Annotated in this window: 17 protein-coding genes and 1 pseudogene; 10 read left to right on the top strand and 8 right to left on the bottom strand. The window is 61.3% G+C overall.

Annotation, left to right across the window (positions count from 1 at the left end; genetic code table 11):
• Positions 1–341, bottom strand: a 341-nt coding sequence (locus OBACDRAFT_RS19965; protein ID WP_043588769.1) for a segregation and condensation protein A, incomplete at its 3' end; no start/stop codon positions are given.
• Positions 342–578: 237 nt separating this feature from the next.
• Complete coding sequence (gdhA, locus tag OBACDRAFT_RS19970) at positions 579–1,925, bottom strand: NADP-specific glutamate dehydrogenase (protein ID WP_043588689.1); 1,347 nt, start codon at positions 1,923–1,925, stop codon at positions 579–581.
• A 518-nt stretch (positions 1,926–2,443) separates the two neighbouring features.
• Between gdhA and OBACDRAFT_RS19980 the strand changes: the two genes are divergently transcribed.
• Both OBACDRAFT_RS19980 and OBACDRAFT_RS19985 read left to right on the top strand, forming a co-directional pair.
• On the top strand, positions 2,444–3,127 hold the full coding sequence (locus OBACDRAFT_RS19980) for a response regulator (RefSeq protein ID WP_043588692.1): 684 nt from the start codon (positions 2,444–2,446) through the stop codon (positions 3,125–3,127).
• A gap of 328 nt (positions 3,128–3,455) precedes the next feature.
• Complete coding sequence (locus OBACDRAFT_RS19985; RefSeq protein WP_043588694.1) at positions 3,456–5,087, top strand: sensor histidine kinase; 1,632 nt, start codon at positions 3,456–3,458, stop codon at positions 5,085–5,087.
• Between the two features lie 3 nt (positions 5,088–5,090).
• Here the strand turns inward: OBACDRAFT_RS19985 and OBACDRAFT_RS19990 are convergent, their stop codons facing one another.
• Positions 5,091–6,011 (bottom strand): GGDEF domain-containing protein, encoded by a 921-nt coding sequence (locus OBACDRAFT_RS19990; RefSeq protein WP_052362294.1) that lies wholly within the window; start codon positions 6,009–6,011, stop codon positions 5,091–5,093.
• 201 nt (positions 6,012–6,212) lie between these two features.
• Here OBACDRAFT_RS19990 and OBACDRAFT_RS19995 point away from each other — a divergent pair, with 201 nt between their 5' ends.
• Positions 6,213–7,646: a PDZ domain-containing protein gene (locus tag OBACDRAFT_RS19995; protein ID WP_232767436.1), complete on the top strand. Its 1,434-nt coding sequence runs from the start codon at positions 6,213–6,215 to the stop codon at positions 7,644–7,646.
• A gap of 249 nt (positions 7,647–7,895) precedes the next feature.
• Here OBACDRAFT_RS19995 and OBACDRAFT_RS20000 read toward each other — a convergent pair whose 3' ends face one another.
• The 3 genes from OBACDRAFT_RS20000 to OBACDRAFT_RS20010 form a co-directional block, all read right to left on the bottom strand.
• A complete protein-coding gene (locus OBACDRAFT_RS20000; protein WP_043588695.1) occupies positions 7,896–9,530 on the bottom strand; it encodes a peptide chain release factor 3 in 1,635 nt (544 codons plus the stop codon).
• A gap of 16 nt (positions 9,531–9,546) precedes the next feature.
• The gene (recR, locus tag OBACDRAFT_RS20005) at positions 9,547–10,143 is read right to left on the bottom strand and encodes a recombination mediator RecR (protein WP_043588697.1); all 597 of its coding nucleotides are present in this window, start codon (positions 10,141–10,143) and stop codon (positions 9,547–9,549) included.
• 114 nt (positions 10,144–10,257) lie between these two features.
• Positions 10,258–10,566, bottom strand: coding sequence for a YbaB/EbfC family nucleoid-associated protein (locus OBACDRAFT_RS20010; RefSeq protein ID WP_043588699.1), 309 nt, complete (start codon positions 10,564–10,566; stop codon positions 10,258–10,260).
• Between the two features lie 158 nt (positions 10,567–10,724).
• Here OBACDRAFT_RS20010 and lpxA point away from each other — a divergent pair, with 158 nt between their 5' ends.
• Together lpxA and OBACDRAFT_RS27005 are read left to right on the top strand one after the other, a co-directional pair.
• Positions 10,725–11,471 (top strand): acyl-ACP--UDP-N-acetylglucosamine O-acyltransferase, encoded by a 747-nt coding sequence (lpxA, locus tag OBACDRAFT_RS20015; protein WP_043588772.1) that lies wholly within the window; start codon positions 10,725–10,727, stop codon positions 11,469–11,471.
• A gap of 238 nt (positions 11,472–11,709) precedes the next feature.
• Positions 11,710–12,473, top strand: a pseudogene (locus OBACDRAFT_RS27005) (IS5 family transposase).
• 41 nt (positions 12,474–12,514) lie between these two features.
• Here the strand turns inward: OBACDRAFT_RS27005 and OBACDRAFT_RS20030 are convergent.
• Positions 12,515–13,690 carry a KamA family radical SAM protein gene (locus tag OBACDRAFT_RS20030; protein ID WP_043588701.1) on the bottom strand — a complete coding sequence of 392 codons (1,176 nt, stop codon included), beginning with the start codon at positions 13,688–13,690 and terminating at the stop codon, positions 12,515–12,517.
• Positions 13,691–14,247: 557 nt separating this feature from the next.
• Between OBACDRAFT_RS20030 and OBACDRAFT_RS20035 the strand changes: the two genes are divergently transcribed.
• Entirely contained in the window at positions 14,248–14,685 is a 438-nt protein-coding gene (locus tag OBACDRAFT_RS20035; protein ID WP_081722220.1) for an EVE domain-containing protein, read from the top strand.
• Positions 14,686–14,735: 50 nt separating this feature from the next.
• On the opposite strand, the gene OBACDRAFT_RS20040 is transcribed toward OBACDRAFT_RS20035, so the two are convergent.
• Positions 14,736–16,553, bottom strand: coding sequence for an SUMF1/EgtB/PvdO family nonheme iron enzyme (locus tag OBACDRAFT_RS20040; protein ID WP_081722221.1), 1,818 nt, complete (start codon positions 16,551–16,553; stop codon positions 14,736–14,738).
• A 139-nt stretch (positions 16,554–16,692) separates the two neighbouring features.
• On the opposite strand from OBACDRAFT_RS20040, the gene OBACDRAFT_RS20045 reads away from it, so the two are divergent.
• From OBACDRAFT_RS20045 to OBACDRAFT_RS27010, 4 genes are all read left to right on the top strand, one after another.
• Entirely contained in the window at positions 16,693–17,601 is a 909-nt protein-coding gene (locus OBACDRAFT_RS20045; RefSeq protein WP_043588775.1) for a prephenate dehydrogenase, read from the top strand.
• Complete coding sequence (locus tag OBACDRAFT_RS30190; RefSeq protein ID WP_232767441.1) at positions 17,598–18,143, top strand: primosomal protein N' family DNA-binding protein; 546 nt, start codon at positions 17,598–17,600, stop codon at positions 18,141–18,143. The genes OBACDRAFT_RS20045 and OBACDRAFT_RS30190 overlap by 4 nt, the downstream gene beginning before the upstream one ends.
• Entirely contained in the window at positions 18,124–19,953 is a 1,830-nt protein-coding gene (gene priA, locus OBACDRAFT_RS20050; RefSeq protein WP_232767450.1) for a replication restart helicase PriA, read from the top strand. Before OBACDRAFT_RS30190 ends, priA begins: the two co-directional genes overlap by 20 nt.
• Positions 19,954–20,382: 429 nt before the next feature.
• The gene (locus OBACDRAFT_RS27010) at positions 20,383–21,471 is read left to right on the top strand and encodes an IS4 family transposase (protein WP_081721811.1); all 1,089 of its coding nucleotides are present in this window, start codon (positions 20,383–20,385) and stop codon (positions 21,469–21,471) included.
• The last annotated feature ends 77 nt before the right edge of the window (positions 21,472–21,548 follow it).

Consider the following 21,548-nt stretch of genomic DNA (forward strand, 5'->3'; position numbering starts at 1 on the left):
GCTTCCTTGAATTTTTTATACTGGAGGAGTTGGTGGACGAGTTCCCAGCGGGGGTCGAGGGCGTCGTCTTCGTCCTCGGGGCCGGCGGCGGCCTGGCCGCGGGGGAGGAGCATGCGGCTCTTGATCTCCATAAGGGAGGCGGCCATGACGAAAAATTCGCCGGCAATGTCGAGGTCGAGTTCCTTCATGGAGTGGAGGACGTCGATGTACTGGCGGGTGACCGACTCGATGGGGATGTCGTAGATGTCGATCTCGTTTTTCCGGATGAGGAAGAGGAGGAGATCGAGCGGGCCCTCGAAGACGGGGAGTTTTATGCGGTAGTCTGTTGAGTCGGGAGCCACGGTCGGGTTGTCGTCGGGGGGGGGGGGGAGATGTCTGGGTGATGACGGAGAACGTTTAACACTTAACGTTTAACATTTAACATTTAATTTCGGGCGGGGTGTTCTCATTGAGTGTTAAATGTTAAGCGTTAAATGTTTGTGCGGTGTTTCTGATGTCTGGAATCGTGTGGATTAACCTCGGAGGCACGGGGGGGGGGGGCGTGCGCCGTGCCTCCGGGGTTGTTTTGTTGTTATGTGTTAGACGATGCCTTGGGCGATCATGGCGTCGGCGACTTTGACGAAGCCGCCGATGTTGGAGCCGTTGATGTAGTTGACGAAGCCGTCCTTCTCGCTGCCGTGCTCAACGCAGACGTGGTGGATGTTCTGCATGATGGCGTGGAGGCGGTCATCGACTTCGCCGCGGTTCCATGAGAGGCGCATGGCGTTCTGGCTCATTTCGAGTCCGCTGGTGGCGACACCGCCGGCGTTGGCGGCCTTGCCGGGTCCGTAGAGGACTTTGTTGGCGATGAACACGTCCGCGGCTTCCAGCGTGGAGGGCATGTTGGCGCCTTCGGCGACGCAGCGGCAGCCGTTTTGGACAAGGGACTTGGCGTCTTCGACATCGACTTCGTTCTGCGTGGCGCAGGGGAGGGCGATGTCGCACTTGATGGCCCAGGGGCGCTTGTCGGCGTGGTAGGGGAGCTTGTAGTGCTCGGCGAAGGATTGGATGCGGCCGCGGCGGTTGTTCTTGAGGTCCATGACTTCCTTGAGCTGCTCGTCGGTCATGCCGTCGGGGATCTCAACAGTGCCGTTGGAGTCGGAGAACGAGACGACGCGTCCGCCGAATTCGATGACTTTCTCGGCGGCGTACTGGGCAACGTTGCCGGAGCCGGAGATGGTGACGCGTTTGCCTTCGAAGCCGCCGATCTTGGCGAGCTGCATCATCTCCTGCGCGAAGTAAACGCAGCCGTAGCCGGTGGCTTCGGGGCGGATGAGGCTGCCGCCAAAGGCGAGGCCCTTGCCCGTGAGCACGGAGGTGAACTGGTTGGTGATGCGCTTGTACTGGCCAAACATGTAGCCGACTTCGCGTCCGCCCACGCCGATGTCGCCGGCGGGCACGTCGCAATCTGCGCCGATGTGGCGGTAGAGTTCGGTCATGAACGACTGGCAGAAGCGCATGACTTCTTGTTCGGTCTTGCCCTTGGGGTCGAAGTCCGAGCCGCCCTTGCCGCCGCCCATGGGCAGCGTGGTGAGCGAGTTTTTGAAAACCTGCTCGAAGGCGAGGAATTTGAGGATGCCGAGGTTGACCGAGGGATGGAAGCGGATGCCGCCTTTGTAGGGGCCGATGGCGCTGCTCATCTGGATGCGGTAGCCGCGGTTGACGCGGACGTTGCCGGCGTCGTCCACCCAGGGCACGCGGAACATGATGACGCGCTCGGGTTCCACGATGCGGTCTAGGATGCCGGCTTTGGCATATTTGGGGTTTTTGGCCAGGAAGGGCCAGAGGCTGCGGAAGAACTCTTCCACGGCCTGATGAAATTCAGGCTGGATAGGGTCGCGCTGGCGGATGCGAGCGAGAAAGGAATCAAGGGATTGGTCTGACATGGAAAAAACGATTTTGAACGAGTTGAAGGTGTGTTGACGAGAGACGATTTGTTGCCGGCCCGGGCCGGGCTCAATTTGCCGGGAAGGGTTTTGCGCGATCCCGCGATTTTAAGTCGCGTGGGAGGAGCGCGGGCATGAGCCTGCGGGCAGCCGTTGCGGCGGGCAGCGGCGGTGGTTTGGCTTTGGTCAACGGATTGGGTTGTTCGTGTGGTTTCACTTTGGTTTCGCAGGGCTTGCGCACGGTGCAGACCATCGGATGCGGGCCCAAGGAATCGGCACGATAACAAATTTCCCGCCCCTAGGATAGTAAGGAAAAACCTTAAATGTAACTGGCTGTTTGGAACGTGCTGGTTTTCTTTGACATGCAATGACCGAAAAGACAAAAAAGTTGCAGTTGCGATCCACTGGATTCGCGTTTTGATTAGCCCGTTTCACTTGATCACGCCACTTGACCATCTGCGTTTTTTTTGGTCGTCACGTAGCCCAACGCACAACTCACGGAAAATCATCACCACTCTATGCAACCCATCTCAGTCATCATCGTTGATGATCATCAATTGATGCTTGAAGGTATCGCCTCGTTGCTTCGTGCCACGCCGGACATCACCCTGGTTGCCAAGGCCCAGAGCGCCAAGGAGGCGTTCGAATTGGTTAAGCAGCACAACCCCGACATCGTCGTCGCTGATCTCAGTATGCCGGGCGTCACCGGGCTCGATCTGATCCAGCAGATCAAGGACGCGGGGCTTCTCACCCGGATCATCATGCTCACCATGCACCGTACGCGCCTCACGGTGCACGAGGCGTTTTCCGTCGGTGCCAATGCCTTCGTTCTGAAGAGCGACGCGTTCGAGGATCTCGTGGATATCATCCACCGCGTACACGAGGGCGAGAACACCTTGACGAGCAAGGGGCTGCCCCCATACGAGCCGGCGTGCGCGGCCACCTTGTCCCCGCGCGAGAAGGATGTGCTCGAAGGCATCTCGGCGGGCCTGAGTAACAAGGAGATCAGCCGCCGTCTGGCCATCAGCTCCAAAACCGTGGAGACGCACCGCAGCCGGATCATGCAAAAACTCAACGTCACCAAGGCGACGGAATTGGTGCGCGAGGCGATGCGCTCCGGCTTGGGCAACTTCGATACAACCCCGCCTTTCACCATCGATCCACCACCTGAACGGGGATCGGCGGGAAAAATTAAGAATTAATAATTAAAAATTAAGAATTTCAAACCAACCGATCCCCTGCCCACTGAAATGACGGCGAAGCCGCCCATTCTTAATTCTTAAGGGAGGTTCTAAAAATCAGAACTTACACAGAGATCACAGAGAAGGCACAGAGTTTAGGGAGGACAAAACGACTTTGCTCCTTTTTCCGTAAAAAAATGTTATTTTATTTATAATAAATGAATTACAGAGACATTCATTCGCGAGGAAAATGTCCTTCCACCGGACAGGCCTCCCCAAACTCTGTGTGTCCTCTGTGTAATTTTTAGAAGTTCCCTTAATTTTTAATTCTCCCTCTTCTCCCTCCCCCATGCCCACCCGCGGACTCCGCCCCTCGTTATTGCCCACGACGCGTTCCGGCAACTGGCTCGCCAATCTGACGGCAACGGCGGCCACGTTCGTCAGCACCTTTGCCGGGCTCTGGCTGGGGCGCATTCTTTACACGAGCAATCATGGGGCGGGTTGGGAGGATGTATTCTGGCCGGAAACAGGATGCTCGCTCGCGCTGGTGGCACTGCTCGGATACCGTCGTCTGCCTTGGATGGGACTGGGCAGCTTGCTGGCTCTCGCGTGCTTTCATCCGCCATCGTTAGCCTGGTTGCTGGCTCCGCTTTTCATGTGTCAGGCGGGGGTCGGATTGTGGGCCATCCGGCGCATCCATCCCAACCCTCAATTGCGGCCCAATGTCCGCTCTTACATTGTGGTGGGCGGGGTGGGGGGGATTTTGGTGGCATTGCCGTCTTCGTTGCTGGGAGTGATGATCCTGCACGGCTCGCCGTTCGTGCATCCTGAATTGTGGCAAAAAACGTTGATCTGGTGGCTGGGCGAGATGAGCAGCGTGATCGTGTTTGTGATGCTGGTGCTGATGCCGTTCTCGGTGGAGGCGCGCGCGGACCGGCGCAGGTTGCCGGAGTTTGTGGTTTATGCGGTGGGGCATCTGGTGGGCGCGTGGTTTGTCTTCACCGGGGATTTGCACGGCAGTCCGAGCGTGCCGGCGTTGTTCCTGATGTTTTCCGCCAGCATCATGATCGCGCTGCGCAATGGTGTGGCGTTGAGCATCGTGGCCAATGGGTTGTTTTACCTGGTGTCGATCACGGCGCAAATCACGTGGGCGCTCGGTTCGCCGGCGGATTCGACCAACGGGCCGATCATCTTTGCCCACTGCCTGATGATCGACGTGATCGTCACCAGCCTGATAACGGCGGCGGGCCTCTTCGACCACCGGCGCGCCGAGAATGAACTGCGCGGCGTCTCCACGCGTGTGCTCGATGCGCAGGAAGCGGAACGGCGCAGGCTCGCCCGTGACTTGCACGACAGCGTGTGCCAGACGGTGCAGGCGGTCATCATTCGCATTAAACTGCTCGCCTTTGAAGCGCAGGCGTCCGGAGCGCTCCGAGGGGGGGGGGGGGGGGGGGACGGCTCGGTGTCGGCGAAGGCGTTGCTGCCGTTAACGAAGGAACTGGACGAGGCGCTCGACGAGTTGCGGCAGAATATCACGGGGCTGCGCCCGGAGACGATTGATCGCAGCGATTTTGCCGGCATCGTGCGCGACCATTGCGAGGAGTTTGCCGGGCGGCATCATGTGAATGTCGAGTTGCTCGATGGCGACAGGCTGCCGGTGCTGCCGATCCGGGTGCGCGAACATTTGTTTCGCGTGTTGCAGGAGTCGCTCGCCAACGCGGTGACGCACGGCGGGGCGAAATCCATCGAGGTCGAGATGCACTGCGAGCGCGGCAAGTTTGTTTTCACGGTGCGGGACGATGGTCGTGGTTTCGACCCGGCGATCCAGCGTACAGGCCGTCCGCGTTACGGGTTGCGCACGATGCAGGAGCGGGCGTTTTTGATGGGCGGCGTGTTTTCCATCGAGTCGCGACCGGACCGGGGCGCACTGGTCACGGTGGAGATTCCGCTCGATCAGATGGCGGCGGTGGGCGGCGGTTGAGGTTTACGCCGCGACGAGAGCGCCGGCGGGGGCGAGGACCACGCGGTTGCGCCCGGCGTGCTTGGCGGCATAGAGTGCCTGGTCGGCGGCGGCAAAAAGCGCGGCCACCGTGTTTTCGGGTTGCGGGCGGCGCAGCCCGGCGACGCCCGCGCTGATGGTGACGGAAAGTCCTGGAAAGGGGGCGGGCGTGATGGGCGACGCGGCCACGGCGGCCACCATGCGGACGGCGATGTGCCGGGCGGCTTCCTGGTCGGCCCCGGCGAGTAACACGGCAAATTCCTCGCCCCCGAAGCGTCCGATGCGGTCGGAGGCGCGCAGGGCGGAGCGCAGGCGGGAGGCGACTTCCCGGAGCACGGCGTCGCCCGCGGCGTGACCGCGGGTGTCGTTGATCGTCTTGAAGTGGTCAATGTCGCACATGACGAGCGAGAGCGGGTGTCCGAGGAGGCGGGCGCGTTCGAGTTCGTCGGCGAGGAGTCGTTCAAATTCGTGCCGGTTGTTGAGCCCGGTGAGTGTGTCGTGCGTGGCACGGAGGCGCAGTTGCGCGAGCGTGTCGCCCAGACGCAGCGCGTAGCGGAGGGAGCGTTCGAGGGCGGCGGGGTTGATTTCGCCTTTCACGAGGTAGTCGAGTGCGCCGGAGTCGAGCGCCTCGGCATCGACGCGGGCGGAGGTTTCGGCGGTGAGAAACACGATGGGCGTGGGGCAGCCGCGCGCCATGGCTTCGCGCAGCAGGGCGAGGCCGTCGCGGGGGCCGAGTTGGTAGTCGAGGAGGCAGGCGGCAAATTCGCCGCTGAGCAGGCGGGTCAGGCCGCTTTCGTAGTCGGGTGCCCATTCGACGACAAATCGTTCGCGGCGGAAGGCGGTGAACATTTGCGCAATCACGCGTGATTGCAGGCGGTCATCGTCGATGAGGAGAACTTTTCGCATGGGCGGCGGCTTGGGCGCTGATCCCGGAGGGAAGTTCCCGCGCGGCGCGGTTTGCGCGGACGCGCGGGCGGGGCCGGGCGGGAGGCGTGTGTCGGCGGGTGTGGTAGGTGCTGGTTCGTGTGGTAGTGGAGCGGACTATGCGTAGTTGCGCCGGAAGGGCAAGTTCTCGCCTTTTCGGGGAGAGTGGTTTGCGTGTCGGGCATGAGATTTTCCTTAGCCGTCCTGTTGATGTTGAGTGCGCTGGTTGCCCGGCCTGTTGTGTCCGCTCAGGCGGGGGGGGAGGGGGGGGCTTTGCCGACGTTGCCGGCGTTGTTGCAGGAGCGCACGCGGGCGCTCGTGGCGGTGGAGTTTTTTACCGAGACGGAACTGGACCGGCGCCCCACGATCGCCAATGGCGTGGTCGTCGATGCGGCGGCGGGCACGATCGTGCTGCCTTCGCAAGTCATCAATATGCGCACCTCGCCCTCGCAACTCAAAGACTTCCGCGTCTATCTGCCGGGCCGTTCCACCAACAACTACGCCAAGGGCGAATACTTGGGACAGGACCCGTTGAGCGGGTGGCATTTCGTGCGGGTGGAGGAGAAGCTGCGCGCGCAACTAACGCCGGTCACGGCGTTCGTCGCCAAGGCGGCGGCGGGCGCGGAACCGGCGGCGGGTGAGGAGTTTTGGGGGATCGGGTTGCGGGGCAAGGACGAGGACTTTTTGCCGTATTTTCTGGCGGGGCACGTGTCGTTGATCCAGTCGCTGCCGGATCGCACGGCGATTGCGTTGTCCGAGGTCACGGCACCGGGGTTGCCGGTGTTTGACCGCGAGGGGCATTTTGCAGGACTGGGGATCGGGGGCTTCGGGGCCACGTATTTGCAATTTTCGCGCACCGAGCGCGGCAGTCCCGTCATGCTGATGAACGTGGAGGAAACGGCGGTGTTTCAACTCGCGGCCGACGTGCTGCCCAAACTGGGGCGCGTGCCGGCATCGGTGGACGGCAGGCCGATTCCGACGTTGGGCGTCTATGGATTGCAGCCGATGGACCCGGAGGTGGCGGCCTTTCTCAAGTTGGACAACCAGTCGGGTTGCGTGGTGAGCGAAGTGCTCGACGGCGGACCGGCGGAAGCGGCGGGAATGAAGGACCGCGACATCATCGTGGCGCTGGACGGCAAACCTCTGCCACGTTTCAAACCCGACAGCGTGGTGGTATCCTACATTGACCGCGAGGTGGCGCGTCGCACGCCCGGCGAGAAGGTTCCCGTGACGGTGTTGCGCGGCACGGAGCGCGTGGAGTTAATCGTGACGCTGGGCGAGGAGCCGAAGCTGCAACGCGAGGCGGAGCGGAAATATTTTGAGCGGCTGGGGCTGACGGTGCGCGAGTTTGTGTTTGGCGACGGCGTGGTGCGCCGGATCAAACGTGCGGAACAGCGTGGGGTGATCGCCTATTTTGTAAAAAACAACGGCCTCACGGCCACCGCCGGGCTGCGTCCCGATGACTGGATACAGGAAGTGGACGGGGTGGTCATCAAAACTTACGCCGAGGCGGTCGAGAAACTGGCGGCAATCGAGGCCGACACGAGCCGCGGCGAATTTGTGCTCCTCACCAGTCGCGGCGGCGAGACAGCGGTGCTGCGCGTGAAGTTGAAGTAACTGATATTACGCAGGAGTCGGCAGGGAGCGGCGGCATCCTCCCGCCGGTTCGAAGTGGCGCGGGCGTCCCGCCCGCAATCCAGCCTGCTGCGCGAAGCGCCGCACTCCATAAAAGTCACCGCGCTTCGCGCTATAGACAAGATGGCAGGCGGGACGCCTGCGCTACATCGGAATGCGGGCGTTTGGCAGAAAAAACCCGCGCCACGTGCCGGCAGGATGCCGGCGGTCCCAGGCGCTGCCGCGCCGGACTCAGCGGGTTTGCTCGATGGGCATTTCGTGGAGGATGAGTTCGGGGTTCTTCTCCACAAAATAATGCATGCTCCAGTCGTTGGGGAAGAGGACGATGGGATGGTCGAATTTATCGACGCCGAAACTCACTCCGCTCGCCACGATGATGGCGTTGGGGTTTTCAAGGGCGGGATGCGGTTCGATCCAGCGCATCATCGTCCATGGGGTGGTTTCGAGGCGGGAGTCGGCGTTGTATTCGCTTTTGAGGCGGTACTGCACGACTTCGAACTGCAGGGGACCAACCGCCGCAAGGAGCGTGGAGCCGGGGGGGGCGTTGCGGGGTTGGAAGGATTGAACAACGCCTTCTTGCAAGAGTTGTTCGAGTCCGGCGCGGTATTTTTTGGCGTCGGCTGAAACGGGGTTGCTGATGTAGGCGAAGACTTCGGAGGGGAAGCGGGGGATTTCGTCGTAAGCAATGCTGCGGTCTTCTGTAAGGGTGTCGCCAATACCAAATTCGCTGTGGCCAACGAGGCCAATGACGTCGCCGGGCCAGGCTTCATCAACGGTTTCGCGGTCCTGACCGAAGAGCTTGTGCGAGGAGGAGAGGCGGACGTTTTTGCCGGTGCGTTGGTGGGTGACAACCATGTCGCGCGTGAACTTGCCGGAGCATACGCGAATGAAGGCAATGCGGTCGCGGTGCTTGGGGTCCATGTTGGCTTGGATCTTGAAGACGAAGCCGGAAAATTTGTCGTGGGTGACGGGGATTTCGCGGGCGTCGGTCGGGGTGGGTAGTCCGGGAACGGATACAGTGACGGAGCGGCGCGTGGTCGGGGGGATGGAGTTTTTTAAGAAGCCTTCGAGGAGGAGGCCGACGCCGAAGTTGTTGATGGCGGAGCCGAAGAAGACGGGGGTTTGTTTGCCGGCGTGGATGGCGGCGAGGTCAAAGGGGGCGCTGGCGCCGTCGAGCATTTCGATTTGTTCGGCGGCTTCGGCGTAGGTGTGGTCGTCGAGTTTGGCGCGCACGGCGGGGTCGTCGAGGCCGGTGACTTGGACGGGGGCTTGATAGGCACCGTTGGGGACGCGTTCGAAGAGGTGGACTTGCTTGCTGCGGCGGTCGTAAACGCCGCGGAAGGAGGGGCCGTTGCCGAGGGGCCAGGTGAGGGGGCAGGGGGAGAGGCCGAGAACGCGTTCGAGTTCGTCGATGAGGTCGATGGGGTTGAGCGTGGGGCGGTCGCACTTGTTGATGAAGGTCATGATGGGCACGCCGCGGCGGCGGCAGACTTCGAAGAGTTTGCGGGTCTGGGGTTCGATGCCTTTGCCGGCGTCGATGACCATGAGGGCGGCATCGACGGCGGTGAGGACGCGGTAGGTGTCTTCCGAGAAGTCTTTGTGGCCGGGGGTGTCGAGGAGGTTGACGGCGTAGCCTTGGTAATCGAATTGGAGGACGGTGCTGGAGACGGAGATGCCGCGTTGTTTTTCGAGTTCCATCCAGTCGGAGGTGGTGGCGCGTTGGTTTTTGCGCGCGGTGACGGTGCCGGCGAGGTGAATGGCGTTGCCGTAGAGGAGGAATTTTTCGGTGAGGGTGGTCTTGCCGGCGTCGGGGTGCGAGATGATGGCAAAGGTGCGGCGGCGGGCGATTTCTTGGGAGGATGTCATGCGTGGGTGGATACCTTCACTTGTAGGAGGTGCGGGCTTCGAGGGCGCTTTTGAGGGTGACGGAGTCGGCGTAGAGAACGCCGGCGCCGCTGGGAAGGCCGAAGCCGATGCGAGTGATTTTGAGCGCGGGCTGGAGGGTGGTGAGTTGTTGCGTGAGGAAGTGGCAGGTGGCTTCGCCTTCGACGTCGTTGGAGAGGGCGAGGATGAGTTCGTGAATGTCTCCGCGTTGCACGCGGTCGGCGAGGGGGGCGTAGTTGAGGTCGTCGGGGCCGACGCCGTTGATGGGGGAGAGTTTGCCGTGGAGGACGTGGTAGTGGCCGCGGTAGGCGGCGGAGCGTTCCATGGCGACGAGGTCGGGGACGTGCTCGACGACGCACACGATGGCGGGGTCGCGCGTGGGGTCGGCGCAGAGGGGGCAGAGGTCGGTTTCAGCGAGGTTGCCGCAGCGGGTGCAGCGGCGCACGGTGCGGGCGGCGTCTTCCAGGGCTTGCACGAGCGCGGGGAGGCGGGCGGGTTTTTCCACGAGGAGGTGCAGGGCAATGCGTTCCGCCGACCGGTAGCCGAGGCCGGGGAGTTGCTTGAGTTGCTGCTGCAAGCGTTCGTAGGTGGTCATGGGTGCGACTGCAAAAAGGGGCGGAGGCGGGAGGGCGGGCCTCGCGCTTCCGGGAGTCGGATGGGCGCGGCTGCGCCGCGTCTGGCGGGTCGGGAGACCCGCCCTCCTTGTTTTTTAGAACAGCCCAGGCATGGCGAAGCCGGAGGTGACTTTGCCCATTTCGGCTTCGCTGTAGTCCTTGGCCTGACGGGCGGCGTCTTGGATGGCGGCAAGGAGGGTGTCGGAGACGACGGTGGCGTCTTCTTTCAAAAATTCGGGATCAATCTTGAGCGAGAGGAACTGGCCGGAGCCGTTGATCTTGACCTGCACGGCGCCGCCGCCGCTGGTGATGTCGAATTCCTTGGATCCGATCTCGGTTTGGAGCGTCTCGATTTGACGCTGCATTTTCTGTGCTTGTTTGAGGAGTTTGCCTACGCCGGCCATATGCTGGAGGTGGGTTGCGGGTTATTGTTTGGATGGATGCAATCAGTGTGAGGGACCATGGCGGCAATGCGCGGGACAATCTTCAAGCTCCATTTTCCTCCTCGCCTGACGCGGACGGGCGGGCTCTGCTGGCGGGCGTTTTTTCCTTTTTCCCAATCATGATACACCCGACTGCCATTGTTGAGGACGGCGTTGTCCTCGGTGAGAACTGTAATATCCGCGAAGGCGTGATCCTGCGCCGCGGCGTGGTTCTGGGGGCACGCGTCACGGTGCATCCTTACGCGGTGATCGGGGGGGAACCGCAGGATTTGAAGTTTGATCCGTCGGTGAAGTCGGGCGTGCGGATTGGTGACGACACGACGGTCCGCGAGCATGTGACGATTAACAGCGCCACGCGGGAGGGGGGGCATACGGTGATTGGCTCCCATTGCCTGATCATGGCGGATGCACACGTGGCGCACGATTGTGTGATCGGCAATCATGTGATTCTGGCCAATTCGGTGCTGCTGGCCGGGCATATCCACGTGGAGGATCATGTGTTCATCGGGGGGGGGGCGGGGTTGCATCAATTTGGCAGGGTGGGGGAGGGGGCGATGGTGGCAGGCGGGGCGCGGATCGCGCTCGACATCCCTCCGTGCGTCATGGTGGCCGAGCGCAATGAGGTGATCGGTCTCAACTTGGTGGGGCTGCGCCGTCGGGGGGTGGCAGCCGAGGTGGTGCGCGAGATGAAGGATGCGTTTCGCGCCGTGTATTACACGCAGGGCAACATCCGCGAGGTGGCGCTGGCGTTGCTGGGAGATGCGCGTTCGCGTGAGGCGCGGAGTTTTCTTGAGTTTTTCACGCAGGGCAAGCGGGGCATCGCCCGGCCTTCGCGCGAGATGATCGAGGCAACGGCTGAGTTGTAGGCGGGGCGGCGGCTTCGCCGAACGTCGAACATCCAACATCCAATGTCGGAATGGAACAGGGGGGGGGGGGAATTAGGAAGTAGAAATTAGGAATTAGAAAGTGGGGACGCAGGCCTTTGGCAGTCGATGCGCGGAGGTGGTTTGCTGGATCGTTTTCTTAATTTTTAATTCCTAACTTCTAGAGCGTGTAGTCACGAGATAAGATTGACTGAGTTTTTTTGTGATGGAGAATGTCAGCATGGCGAAAGATCAACACCGTCACGACATTTCGGACCGAGTTTGGAGCGTTCTGGAGCCGCTGCTACCTGGAAGGAAAGGAGCGTGGGGAGGGGTGGCGGAGGACAACCGCAAGTTCCTCAACGCGGTTCTGTGGATTTTACGCACTGGTGCGCCTTGGAGGGATCTTCCAGAGGATTACGGAGGGTGGAGCAACACGCACAGGCGTTTTTGTCGCTGGAGAGACAAGGGGCATTGGGAGCGCCTGTTGTCGGAACTGATGAACGAGCCCGATTTTGAGTGGCTGATGATTGATGCCAGTCATGTCAAAATCCATCCGCATGCGGCGGGAGCCAGAGGTGGAAACGAGGCGATCGGTCTGACAAAAGGGGGCGAAACACCAAACTACATTTGGCCGTGGATGCGCATGGTATGCCGGTGCGAGTCATTGTTACAGCGGGTTCCACGGCTGATTGCACACAGGCTGGCAGGTTGATTGAAGGCATTGCCGCAGACCATCTGATCGCCGACAAGGGATATGACACCAACGCCATCATCGAAATGGCGCAGGCCGCAGGCATCTGCCCGCAGATTCCTCCAAAGACCAATCGCATAGAACAACGCGAATATGACCCTTATCTTTATCGGATCAGGCATCTGGTAGAAAATGCATTCCTACGACTCAAGCAATGGCGCGGCATCGCAACCCGATACGCAAAACGAGCCTCCTCTTTCCTCGCTGCCGTCCAATTCAGGTGTGCCATTCTCTGGGCTTCAATCTCGTGACTACACGCTCTAATTTATCCCGCGTCTCCGCGTGAGATCTTTTAACTCGTCACGAGGTCTGCGGGCGTTTTGCCGGGGACGGGCGTGGAGGTCAGCGGGTAGCGGTAGGTGTGCCCCTCGTAGTTGCGGAAGATCACTTCGTCGTCGGTGATTTTTTCCACGTAGTCAGGGTTCATCGGCACTTTGCCGCCGCCGCCGGGGGCGTCGATGACGTATTGGGGAATCGCATACCCAGTGGTGTGGCCGCGCAGGTTTTTGATGATTTCGAGGCCGCGGCGGACATCGACTTTGAAGTGCGAGCCGCCGGTGATGAGGTCCATCTGGTAAAGGTAATAGGGGCGCACTCTCATGCGGAGGAGGCGGTGGACGAGGGCACGCATGGTGTCGGGGTCGTCGTTGACGCCGCGAAGGAGGACGCTCTGGTTGCCGAGGGGGACGCCGGCATAGGAGAGGCGTTCGCAGGCGGCGCGCAGTTCTTCGGTGCATTCGTGGGGGTGGTTGACGTGAATGCTCATCCAGATGGGGCCGTGCTTCTTAAAAACTTCGCAGAGTTCGGGCGTGATGCGCTGGGGCATGAAGACAGGGATGCGCGAGCCGATGCGAATGAACTCAACGTGAGGGATGGCGCGGAGGCGTCCGAGGAGGTGGTCGAGCTTGCGGTCGGAGAGGAGGAGGGGGTCGCCGCCGGAGAGGAGGACGTCGCGGACTTCGGAATGTGATTCGATGTAACGGAGTCCTTGTTCGTATTCGGGGTGGAAGTTGTAGTCCTGAGCGTTGGATACGAGGCGGCTGCGGGTGCAGTAGCGGCAGTAGCTGGCGCAGCGGTCGGTGACGAGGAAGAGGACGCGGTCGGGGTAGCGGTGAACGAGGCCGGGGACGGGGGAGTGTTCGTCTTCGCCGAGCGAGTCGAGCATTTCTTCGGCGTGGAGCTGGCTTTCGCCGGCGCGGGGGATGACTTGGAGGCGGAGGGGGTCGGCGGGGTTGTCGCGGTCGATGAGGTTGAAAAAATAGGGGGTGATCGCGAGCGAGAGTTTGTTGCCGGCGAAGAGGACGCCTGCGCGTTCGTCGGGGGTGAGCGTCATGTAGCGCTCAAGGTCTTCGAGCCGGGTGAGACGGTTGCGGAGTTGCCAGGTCCAGGTTTGCCATTCGGAGGCGGGAATGTGCTGCCAGAGGCCCTGGCCTTGGAACCAGGCGGTGCGGTCTTCGGTGTAGGGCATCGGTGGATTTGGATGAGATCGGCTCGGAATTTTAATGAAGCGCGAAAACTAGGGCGGCGGGAAGCGCTGTCAAATAGTGGGACAACTTGATTTGTGACGAGAGTCCGGGTGAGAGTGCCGTTTCGTAATCAAATCATGGGGAGGTTCTAAAAATTGCACAGAAGGTAACGAAGACAACGAAGACAACCAATCGAGATGGAACTTTTGTTTTTAACAATCTATTGAAGATAAATAAATTAAAGGGAGCTTCTGAAATTAAACAGAGGACGCAGAGGGAACACAGAGAGCAGTGAGGGAACAAAGACTGCTGACGTCTCAAAAAATTCCCCAGTCTATTGCCTAATAATGGAAAGTGGGGTTTCTAAAAAATGTGCATGCGTCGTTTTGACCTCCCCAAACTCTGTGCAATCTCAGCGTCCTCTGTGTAATTTCTCAATCTTTAGGACTTCCCTAAAACACATTATGCTTCCTGTCTTTATCTTCGTTTTCTTGGTTATCTTCTGTGCAAAAATGAATTTTCAGAACCTCCCCATGGTTATTCAACCCACTCTCCATTTATGAGCAAAATCCAATACTGGCTGGTGAAACAGGAACCGGAATCCTATGCGTGGGAGACGTTTGTCCGCGATGGGCGCACGACATGGGACGGGGTGCGCAATTTCCAGGCGCGCAACAATCTGAAGGCAATGCGCGAGGGGGACCGGGTGTTGTTCTACGCGAGCGTCTCGACCAAGGCGGTGCTGGGCACGGCGCGGGTGAGCCGGACGGCGTTTCCGGACCCGACGGTGGATGCGGACGAGGCGCGGTCGGGTGGCAGGGAGGGCTGGCTGGCGGTGGAGTTGGAGGCGGGGCAGGCGCTGGCGAAGCCGGTGACGTTGGAGGCGATCAAGGCCGAGGCGTCTCTGACGGACATCGCGTTGCTCAGGCAGAGCCGGTTGTCGGTGATGCCGCTGACACGCGAGGAGTTTGAAACCATCGTGGCACTGGGGAAGTGAAACCACTCACGCGTCTCCGTGCCCTCCGCGCCCTGCGTGAGTCCATTCTCCTATGGTTCGAGCTCGGTTTCGTCGTGATTCTCAATTTCGACGGCGGCTTTCTTGGCCGCCTTGATTGCCGCGATCGTGCCGGTGATGGCGGGAGCATCGATCACGATGCGAAATCCGATGTGACGGGAGCGTTCGTTTTTGGGGAGCCTGCCTTTGGGCGGCGCGGCGGGAGTGAGAGTCTCGGGTGCGTCGAGATAGCTGCCGCCGATGTGCGTGGCGTCTTTGTCGTCGGCGGAGGAGGCCAGCCATTCGGCGACGTTGCCGAGAAGGTCATGGATTCCGTAATCGTTGGAGGCGAGCGAGCCGGCCTCGCCGGTGCTTGGCGGGGAGGAATCTTTGGCGCGTATGCCGCCCGGACCTCCTTTGAGCGCGGCCAGGTATTCGGCTTCGGTGGGGAGGCGCACTTTCACGCCCATGATCCAACTGAGTCGTGAGCAGAATTCGATCGCTTCGTTCCAACTGACAGACTCGACCGGGAGGGTGCTTCCGGCGACGCGGTTGCGGCTGGGGTTGGTGTTCATGACCTGCTCATAGAGGTGCTGCGTTACTTCGGTGCTGCCAAATTGCAGGGTGGCGAGACCGGGAACCAAGGCGATCCGTGTATAGACGGCGTCCTGGAGGTCGCTGAGACTGACTTTCTTGACGTTGAGGTAGGCGAGTTTGAGCTTGCGCGCGGGGTTCTGGAGGCGGCTGCGGGGGTAGGCGGTTTCGAGTTTCTCGATGAGGGCGATGGCGGTGGCGAGTTGTTCCTGGGCAACGACGACGTGGCGGCGGGAGAGGGCTTCGGCGATGGTGGGTTCGAGGGCGGTGAGCTGGTGATCGATGTCGCGGGAGAGGGCGGTTTGTTGCTTGGTTTCAAATTCTTCGACGCGAGGCGAGGACACGAAACGGCTGCGGGGGTAGGCGGTGTTGATCTCGCGCTGGCGGGCGGCGGCCTGGGCATAGAGGTCGGCAGCCTTGGGGTAGTCGGCAATGAGTTCGGCTTCGGCGGCGGCTTTTTCGAGTTTTTCCACTTCGATGATGGCATCGGTGGCGTTGAGGGAGGCGATTTCGCCGTCGAGTTTTTCGAGTGCCTGAATGTCGGTGTAGCGGGTGCGGGGAGAGTCGTAGTTGATCTTGGCCTGGAGGTCGCGGGCGGCGGTGAGGCTGGTGAGGGCGTCCTGCCAGCGTTTTTCCTTTAGGGCGGCGCGGTAGTTTTCGAGAGCCGCTTCTTTTTGTTTGTTGATGGGGGCGACTTCAATGGCGGCTATGGCGGTGGCGAGGGAGGTTTCGCGGAGGTAGTTTTTATATTGGGTGGCGGCTTGGGTGCCGTTGATCTCGCGCTGGAGGCGGAGGGCTTCAGTGAGGTCGGCGAGGGCCTGGGTGCTGTCTCCGCGCTCGGCGGCGGCGGTGCCTTCGCGTTCGAGTTGCGCGATGCGGGTGAGGCTGTCTTTGGCGCGGGCGGAGTCGCGCTTGATTTCGAGTTGCCGGAGCCGGCTGGCTTGTTCGTAGCTGGAAAGGGGGAGGCGGCGGACGAGTTCGCGTTGTTTTTCGACGGCGTTTTCGAGCGCGGCGAGTGCTTCGGGGGTTTGGAGTCCGGCGGCGGCAACTTGCTGGTATTGTTTTTCCAAATCATCGACTTGCTGGCTCAACTCAGTGAGGGCGGGGTCGTTGACGTTGTCCGTTTTGGGAAGGTCATCCGTGATGCGGCGTGGGCCGGCGGTCGCAAGCAGGTAGTAGATGACCCCAAGAAGAATGAGTCCCAAGGCGATGAGGAGGAACTTGGAGATTTTGTGTAAATAGGATGCAAGCCTGCGTTTGAAGTGGGATGTCTTCATGAAAAGGGAGGGAAGGGGGTTGAGCGAAAAGATAATTGTTGTCGAATGCAATGTCGGGTGTGCCGGATGGAGGCGGGATTTGCAGGAAATTCGAGGTGCATCCTCGACAACGGGGGCGGCTTCTCGTTTTTCAGGCGTCGTGAGCATCGAACACCTCGTCATCCTCGCCCCCGGTTTGCTGGGGGGCTCCGTGGCCATGGCGGCACGCGCCCGCGGACTGGCCCGGCGCATCACCCTGTGGTCGCGCCGACCGGAGACACGCGCGGAGTTGAGGTGCCAGCCTTGGTGCGACGCCGTGGCGGCGACGCCGGAGGAGGCGGTGCGCGAGGCGGGAGGGAGCGGCGGAGGGGGCGGGAGGTCGCTGGTGGTGCTGGCTGCCCCGGTGGAGGCGATCATCGAACTGGCCGGACGGATCGCGCCTCATGTGCCCGCAGGGACGTGGGTGACGGACGTGGGCAGTGTGAAGGCACGGGTGTGCCGCGAGGCGGCGGCGGCGTTGCAAGAGGCGGCGCGCGGCGCGGGCTCCGGGCGCGAGGCGGTGTTTGTCGGGTCGCATCCGATGGCCGGTGGCGAGAAGACGGGCTGGATTCACGGGAGCGCGACCTTGTTTGAAAAACGGATGTGCTTTGTGACGCCGTTGCCGGGCACGCCTGATGAGGCGGTTCGCGGAGTGAGCCAGTTCTGGCGGGATGCGGGGAGCACGGTGACCACCTTGCCACCCGAGCAGCACGACGAGGTGGTGGCGCACATCAGTCACATGCCGCAGGCCGTGGCCACGGTGCTGGCGAATGCGCTGGCGGGACGCCCCGGCGAGTGGCGGCATCTGGCGGGCAACGGCCTGCGCGACACGACCCGGATCGCCGCCAGTGATGCGACGATGTGGGTGGAGATTTTTCAGCAAAATCGCGACCCGGTGCTGCGCGCGCTGGAGCGGTTTCAAACGCAGTTGCAGGACTTTCAGGCGGCGCTGGCCAGCCACGACTGGAACGCCGTCCGGCAGCAACTGGAGCAGGGCAAGGCGTGGCGCGACGGGTTCCGTCCGCAATGAGCGCTGCGCTGGCAACAACGGGCAAGCACCCTGCAACGACCATGATGACCGTTGGCGTTCATCCGCTCGCTGGCTTTGACAAACTCCTGCACTACCGCGCGCCGGAGTCTCTGCGCGAACAGGCGCAGGTCGGGATGCTGGTGCGCGTGCCGATCCTCAATGGTCTGCGACTCGGCATCGTCGGCGAGATGCTGGAGATCGGAGAGGGGGGGGGGGGGCTGGATTTTCCGGTCGAAAAACTCAAAACGCTCTCCGCCTTCGTGTATCCATTCCCCGCGTTGCCGCCCGACTTGTTGCAACTGGCGCGTTGGATGGCGGGCTATTACGCCGCGCCGCTCGACGGAATCATCGAAACAATGTTGCCTGCCGCCGTGCGCCACGCCGCGGGTTTGAAATACGAAAAATATCTCTCCCTCGCCGCGCCTCCCTCCCCCCCCCCCCCCCCCCCCGGCCACGTCCGCCGCGCCGCTCGATGCGGAGGAATTTGCGCGGCTCGAACACCGCGCCCCCGCGCAAGCGAAGTTGTATCGGTTTCTTCGTGACCAATTTCGCCCGCAAAAAAAGTCCCTCGTTCTCTCGCGCCTCGGCATCACGGCGGCGGCATGCAACGCGCTCGTGAAACGCGGCCTGATCCGCGAAGAAACGCGCCGCGTGGAACGCGTTGCCTATGCCGACGACTGGGCAACTGGCGAGTCCGTGGCCGCGCTCCCGCACAATCTCAACGACGAACAACAAACCGCTGCAGACGCCCTGCGCGCCTCGCTCGCCGCGCGTCAGTTTGGCGTCACACTGCTGCACGGCGTCACTGGCTCGGGCAAAACCGAGGTGTATTTACGCGCCGTGCACGACGCCTTGGCGGATGGCGGCGGCGTGGTGTTTCTCGTGCCCGAAGTCGCGCTCACCCCGCAGACCGTGGCGCGCTTGCGCGGACGCCTCGAAGCCATTGCGCCCGGCCACAACGTGGTCGTCTGGCATAGTCACCTCAGCGACGGCGAACGCATGGACGGCTGGCTCGCGCTCGCAACCGGCGAAGCGCGCGTGGTCGTGGGGGCGCGCTCCGCCATTTTTGCCCCCGTGCGCAATCTCCGCCTCATCGTCGTCGATGAAGAACACGAGCCCGCCTACAAGCAGGACGAAACACCGCGCTACCACGGACGCGACGTGGCCGTGATGCGCGCCAAACTCGCGGGCGCGCACTGTCTGCTCGGCTCCGCCACGCCCTCGCTCGAAACCCACGCCAACGCCAAGGCCGGAAAATATTCGCTGCTTCGCCTCACCAAACGCATCGACACACGCCAACTCCCGCACATCGAGATCGTGGACCTGCGCATCGAGGCCATGCAAAATCGCGGCTTCACGACGCTCTCCAAAAAACTCGTCAACGCCATGCAAGCGCGTTTCGAGCGGCGCGAGCAGACGATCCTCTTTCTCAACCGCCGCGGTTACTCCAGCGCCATGCAATGCCGCAAGTGCGGCCACGTCGAGGAGTGCCCGCATTGCAGCGTATCGCTGACCTATCATCGCAGCGACGAAACCCTGCGGTGTCATCTTTGTGGATACCAGAAAACCGCCCCGCTCGTGTGTCCCAACGCCACCTGTCGCGCGCCCGACATTCGCTGGCGCGGCATGGGCACGCAACGCGTCGAAGAAGCCGTGCGTCGCGTCCTTCCCCATGCGCGTATCGAAAGAATGGATGCAGACACGATGCAGAAAAAAAACCGCTTCCGTCAGCTCCTTTCCGAATTTCGCGCCGGCAAAATCGACCTCCTCGTTGGCACGCAGATGATCGGCAAGGGACTCGATTTTCCCAACGTCACGCTTGTTGGTCTCGTTGATGCGGACATCTCGATGCACATCCCCGATTTCCGCGCCAACGAACGCACCTTCCAACTTCTCGTGCAGGTGGCAGGCCGCGCCGGACGCGGCGACAGAGCCGGGGAAGTGATCGTGCAAACCTTCACGCCGCAGGCGGAGGCGATTCAGTTTTCGCGTCACGCCGATTACGATGGTTTTGCCGAGGCCGAACTCAAAATGCGCAACGCGTTCGGATATCCTCCCGCGCGGCATTTGATCCACCATTTGTTTCGCGGTCCTAATCCGGAAAAGCTGCAATTTTTTTCCGAACAATGGGCCAAGCTCGTCGAGAAGGAATTGGGTGCGCGGGTCGAATTGCGCGGCCCGTCGCCGTGTCCGATTGAAAAGATCAAGGACGAGTATCGTTACCAACTCTGGTATTTCACGAATGCGAATGTCAGCGCCATCGTCGCCGACCTCGCGCGTTTGCGCGCCACCTTCGCGTGGCCGGAGCAACTGGTGCAGGTGATCGACGTCGATCCGGTCAACTTGAGTTGATTTGGAGGGCGGGTCTCCCGACCTATACGCGCTAACATCTTTTCAATCGCCACGCATTTCTTGAGATTATTTCAGCAGAAAACAGCGATTTTTAGATTTAAAAGGCTGGTTTGAATCAAAAAATGAAGAAAAAAACGAAACATGTTAGCGCGTATAGGTCTCCTGACCCGCCAGACGCGGCTTTGCCGCGCCCATCCGAAATATCTCACGCGGAGCCGCGGAGAAGAAAACAGCAGGATTTCCCGCAACGGCGCGACGGATGCCACGCTGAGGGGGTACCCGCAGGCTGATGGCGTTGCGCCCGTTGCGCCGTAGCGGGAAATTTTGATTACTTCGGTTTTGGCGCAGCCCTTGGAGGGCGGGTCTCCCGACCTATACGCGCTAACATGTTGTCTTTACATGGGAGGAGGAAACGGGTAGATAGGTGGGATGAAAAAGACATGGATGACGGAAGAGTGGGGGCTGGTGAAGGGGCTGCTGCCGGAAGGGTGGGAGGTGGCGGCCAGGGAGCAAGGAGCGTTCAAGCAGGCCAAGGGGATAAGAACGGCGGAGGAGTTGCTCAGGCTGATATTGATGCACGCTGGGAGCGGGCTGTCGTTGAGGCATGCGGTGGCGAGGGGGGCGGCGGCAGGGTTGCCGGAGGTCTCGGATGTGGCGTTGCTCAAGAGGCTGAGGAACGCGGAGGGTTGGCTGAGGTGGATGAGCGTAAGGTTGCTTGAGCAGCAGGCCGGACAGCCGAGGTGGTCGAGATTGCCGGAAGGGTGGACGGCGGTGGCGGTGGACAGCACGACCATAGAGGAATCCGGAGCAAGCGGAACGGACTGGAGACTGCATTATGCGATCGGACTGCCCAGCCTGTTTTGCGAACAGGCCGAACTGACCGACAACAAGGGGGGCGAAAGTCTGTGCCGTTACAAGGTGCGCAAGGGGGATTTGTTTTTGGGCGACCGGAATTTTTGCCGAGCCCCGCAGATCAGGCATGTGATGGATCATCAGGGGGCGGTCCTGTTACGCTGGCACAGCACCAGTCTGCCCTTGTTTGACCAGCAGGGGCATGCGCTGGACGTTCCCGCATGGCTGGCCCAGTTGCGTTCCCGTCAGTGCTCCGAACTGCCCGTCTTCCTCAAGGACGGCACCGCCTTGCGCCTGTGCGCCCTTCGCGTCAGCCCACAGGCCGCCCAACGCGAACGAGCCAAAATCAGGCTCAGCGCCAAAAAAAACGGCCGCAAACCCTCCTGCCAGTGCCTGTGCATGGCTGATTACATTGTCGTTGTCACTTCCCTGCCCTCCTCTTGCCTGGACTCCCGCGGCATCCTCCAACTCTACCGCCTGCGCTGGCAGATCGAACTGGCTTTCAAACGCCTCAAATCACTCCTGAACACTGGCCACGTCCCAAAAAAAGACCCCCTCAGCTCCCGCTCATGGCTCCAAGCCAAATTACTCACCTGCTTGCTCATCGAAAAATCCCTCCTCCAATCAGAGGTTTTTTCCCCCTGGGGATTCATCCTCCCTGACTAACTCCAGATGGACTGAGTTTGTCTTCGCTCGCGATTGTCTCCTCTCTTGTCTGGCCATCCCTCTCTCCCTAAGCCTCT

The organism is Geminisphaera colitermitum TAV2 (genome assembly GCF_000171235.2).
In the GTDB taxonomy this organism is placed as follows: domain Bacteria; phylum Verrucomicrobiota; class Verrucomicrobiia; order Opitutales; family Opitutaceae; genus Geminisphaera; species Geminisphaera colitermitum.

Excerpts from the sequence above, each read along its gene's own strand:
- gdhA (WP_043588689.1), bottom strand. The coding sequence starts at position 1,925 with ATGTCAGACCAATCCCTTGATTCCTTTCTCGCTCGCATCCGCCAGCGC.
- OBACDRAFT_RS19980 (WP_043588692.1), top strand. The coding sequence starts at position 2,444 with ATGCAACCCATCTCAGTCATCATCGTTGATGATCATCAATTGATGCTT.
- OBACDRAFT_RS19985 (WP_043588694.1), top strand. The coding sequence starts at position 3,456 with ATGCCCACCCGCGGACTCCGCCCCTCGTTATTGCCCACGACGCGTTCC.
- OBACDRAFT_RS19990 (WP_052362294.1), bottom strand. The coding sequence starts at position 6,011 with ATGCGAAAAGTTCTCCTCATCGACGATGACCGCCTGCAATCACGCGTG.
- OBACDRAFT_RS19995 (WP_232767436.1), top strand. The coding sequence starts at position 6,213 with ATGAGATTTTCCTTAGCCGTCCTGTTGATGTTGAGTGCGCTGGTTGCC.
- OBACDRAFT_RS20000 (WP_043588695.1), bottom strand. The coding sequence starts at position 9,530 with ATGACATCCTCCCAAGAAATCGCCCGCCGCCGCACCTTTGCCATCATC.
- recR (WP_043588697.1), bottom strand. The coding sequence starts at position 10,143 with ATGACCACCTACGAACGCTTGCAGCAGCAACTCAAGCAACTCCCCGGC.
- OBACDRAFT_RS20010 (WP_043588699.1), bottom strand. The coding sequence starts at position 10,566 with ATGGCCGGCGTAGGCAAACTCCTCAAACAAGCACAGAAAATGCAGCGT.
- lpxA (WP_043588772.1), top strand. The coding sequence starts at position 10,725 with ATGATACACCCGACTGCCATTGTTGAGGACGGCGTTGTCCTCGGTGAG.
- OBACDRAFT_RS20030 (WP_043588701.1), bottom strand. The coding sequence starts at position 13,690 with ATGCCCTACACCGAAGACCGCACCGCCTGGTTCCAAGGCCAGGGCCTC.
- OBACDRAFT_RS20035 (WP_081722220.1), top strand. The coding sequence starts at position 14,248 with ATGAGCAAAATCCAATACTGGCTGGTGAAACAGGAACCGGAATCCTAT.
- OBACDRAFT_RS20040 (WP_081722221.1), bottom strand. The coding sequence starts at position 16,553 with ATGAAGACATCCCACTTCAAACGCAGGCTTGCATCCTATTTACACAAA.
- OBACDRAFT_RS30190 (WP_232767441.1), top strand. The coding sequence starts at position 17,598 with ATGAGCGCTGCGCTGGCAACAACGGGCAAGCACCCTGCAACGACCATG.
- OBACDRAFT_RS27010 (WP_081721811.1), top strand. The coding sequence starts at position 20,383 with ATGAAAAAGACATGGATGACGGAAGAGTGGGGGCTGGTGAAGGGGCTG.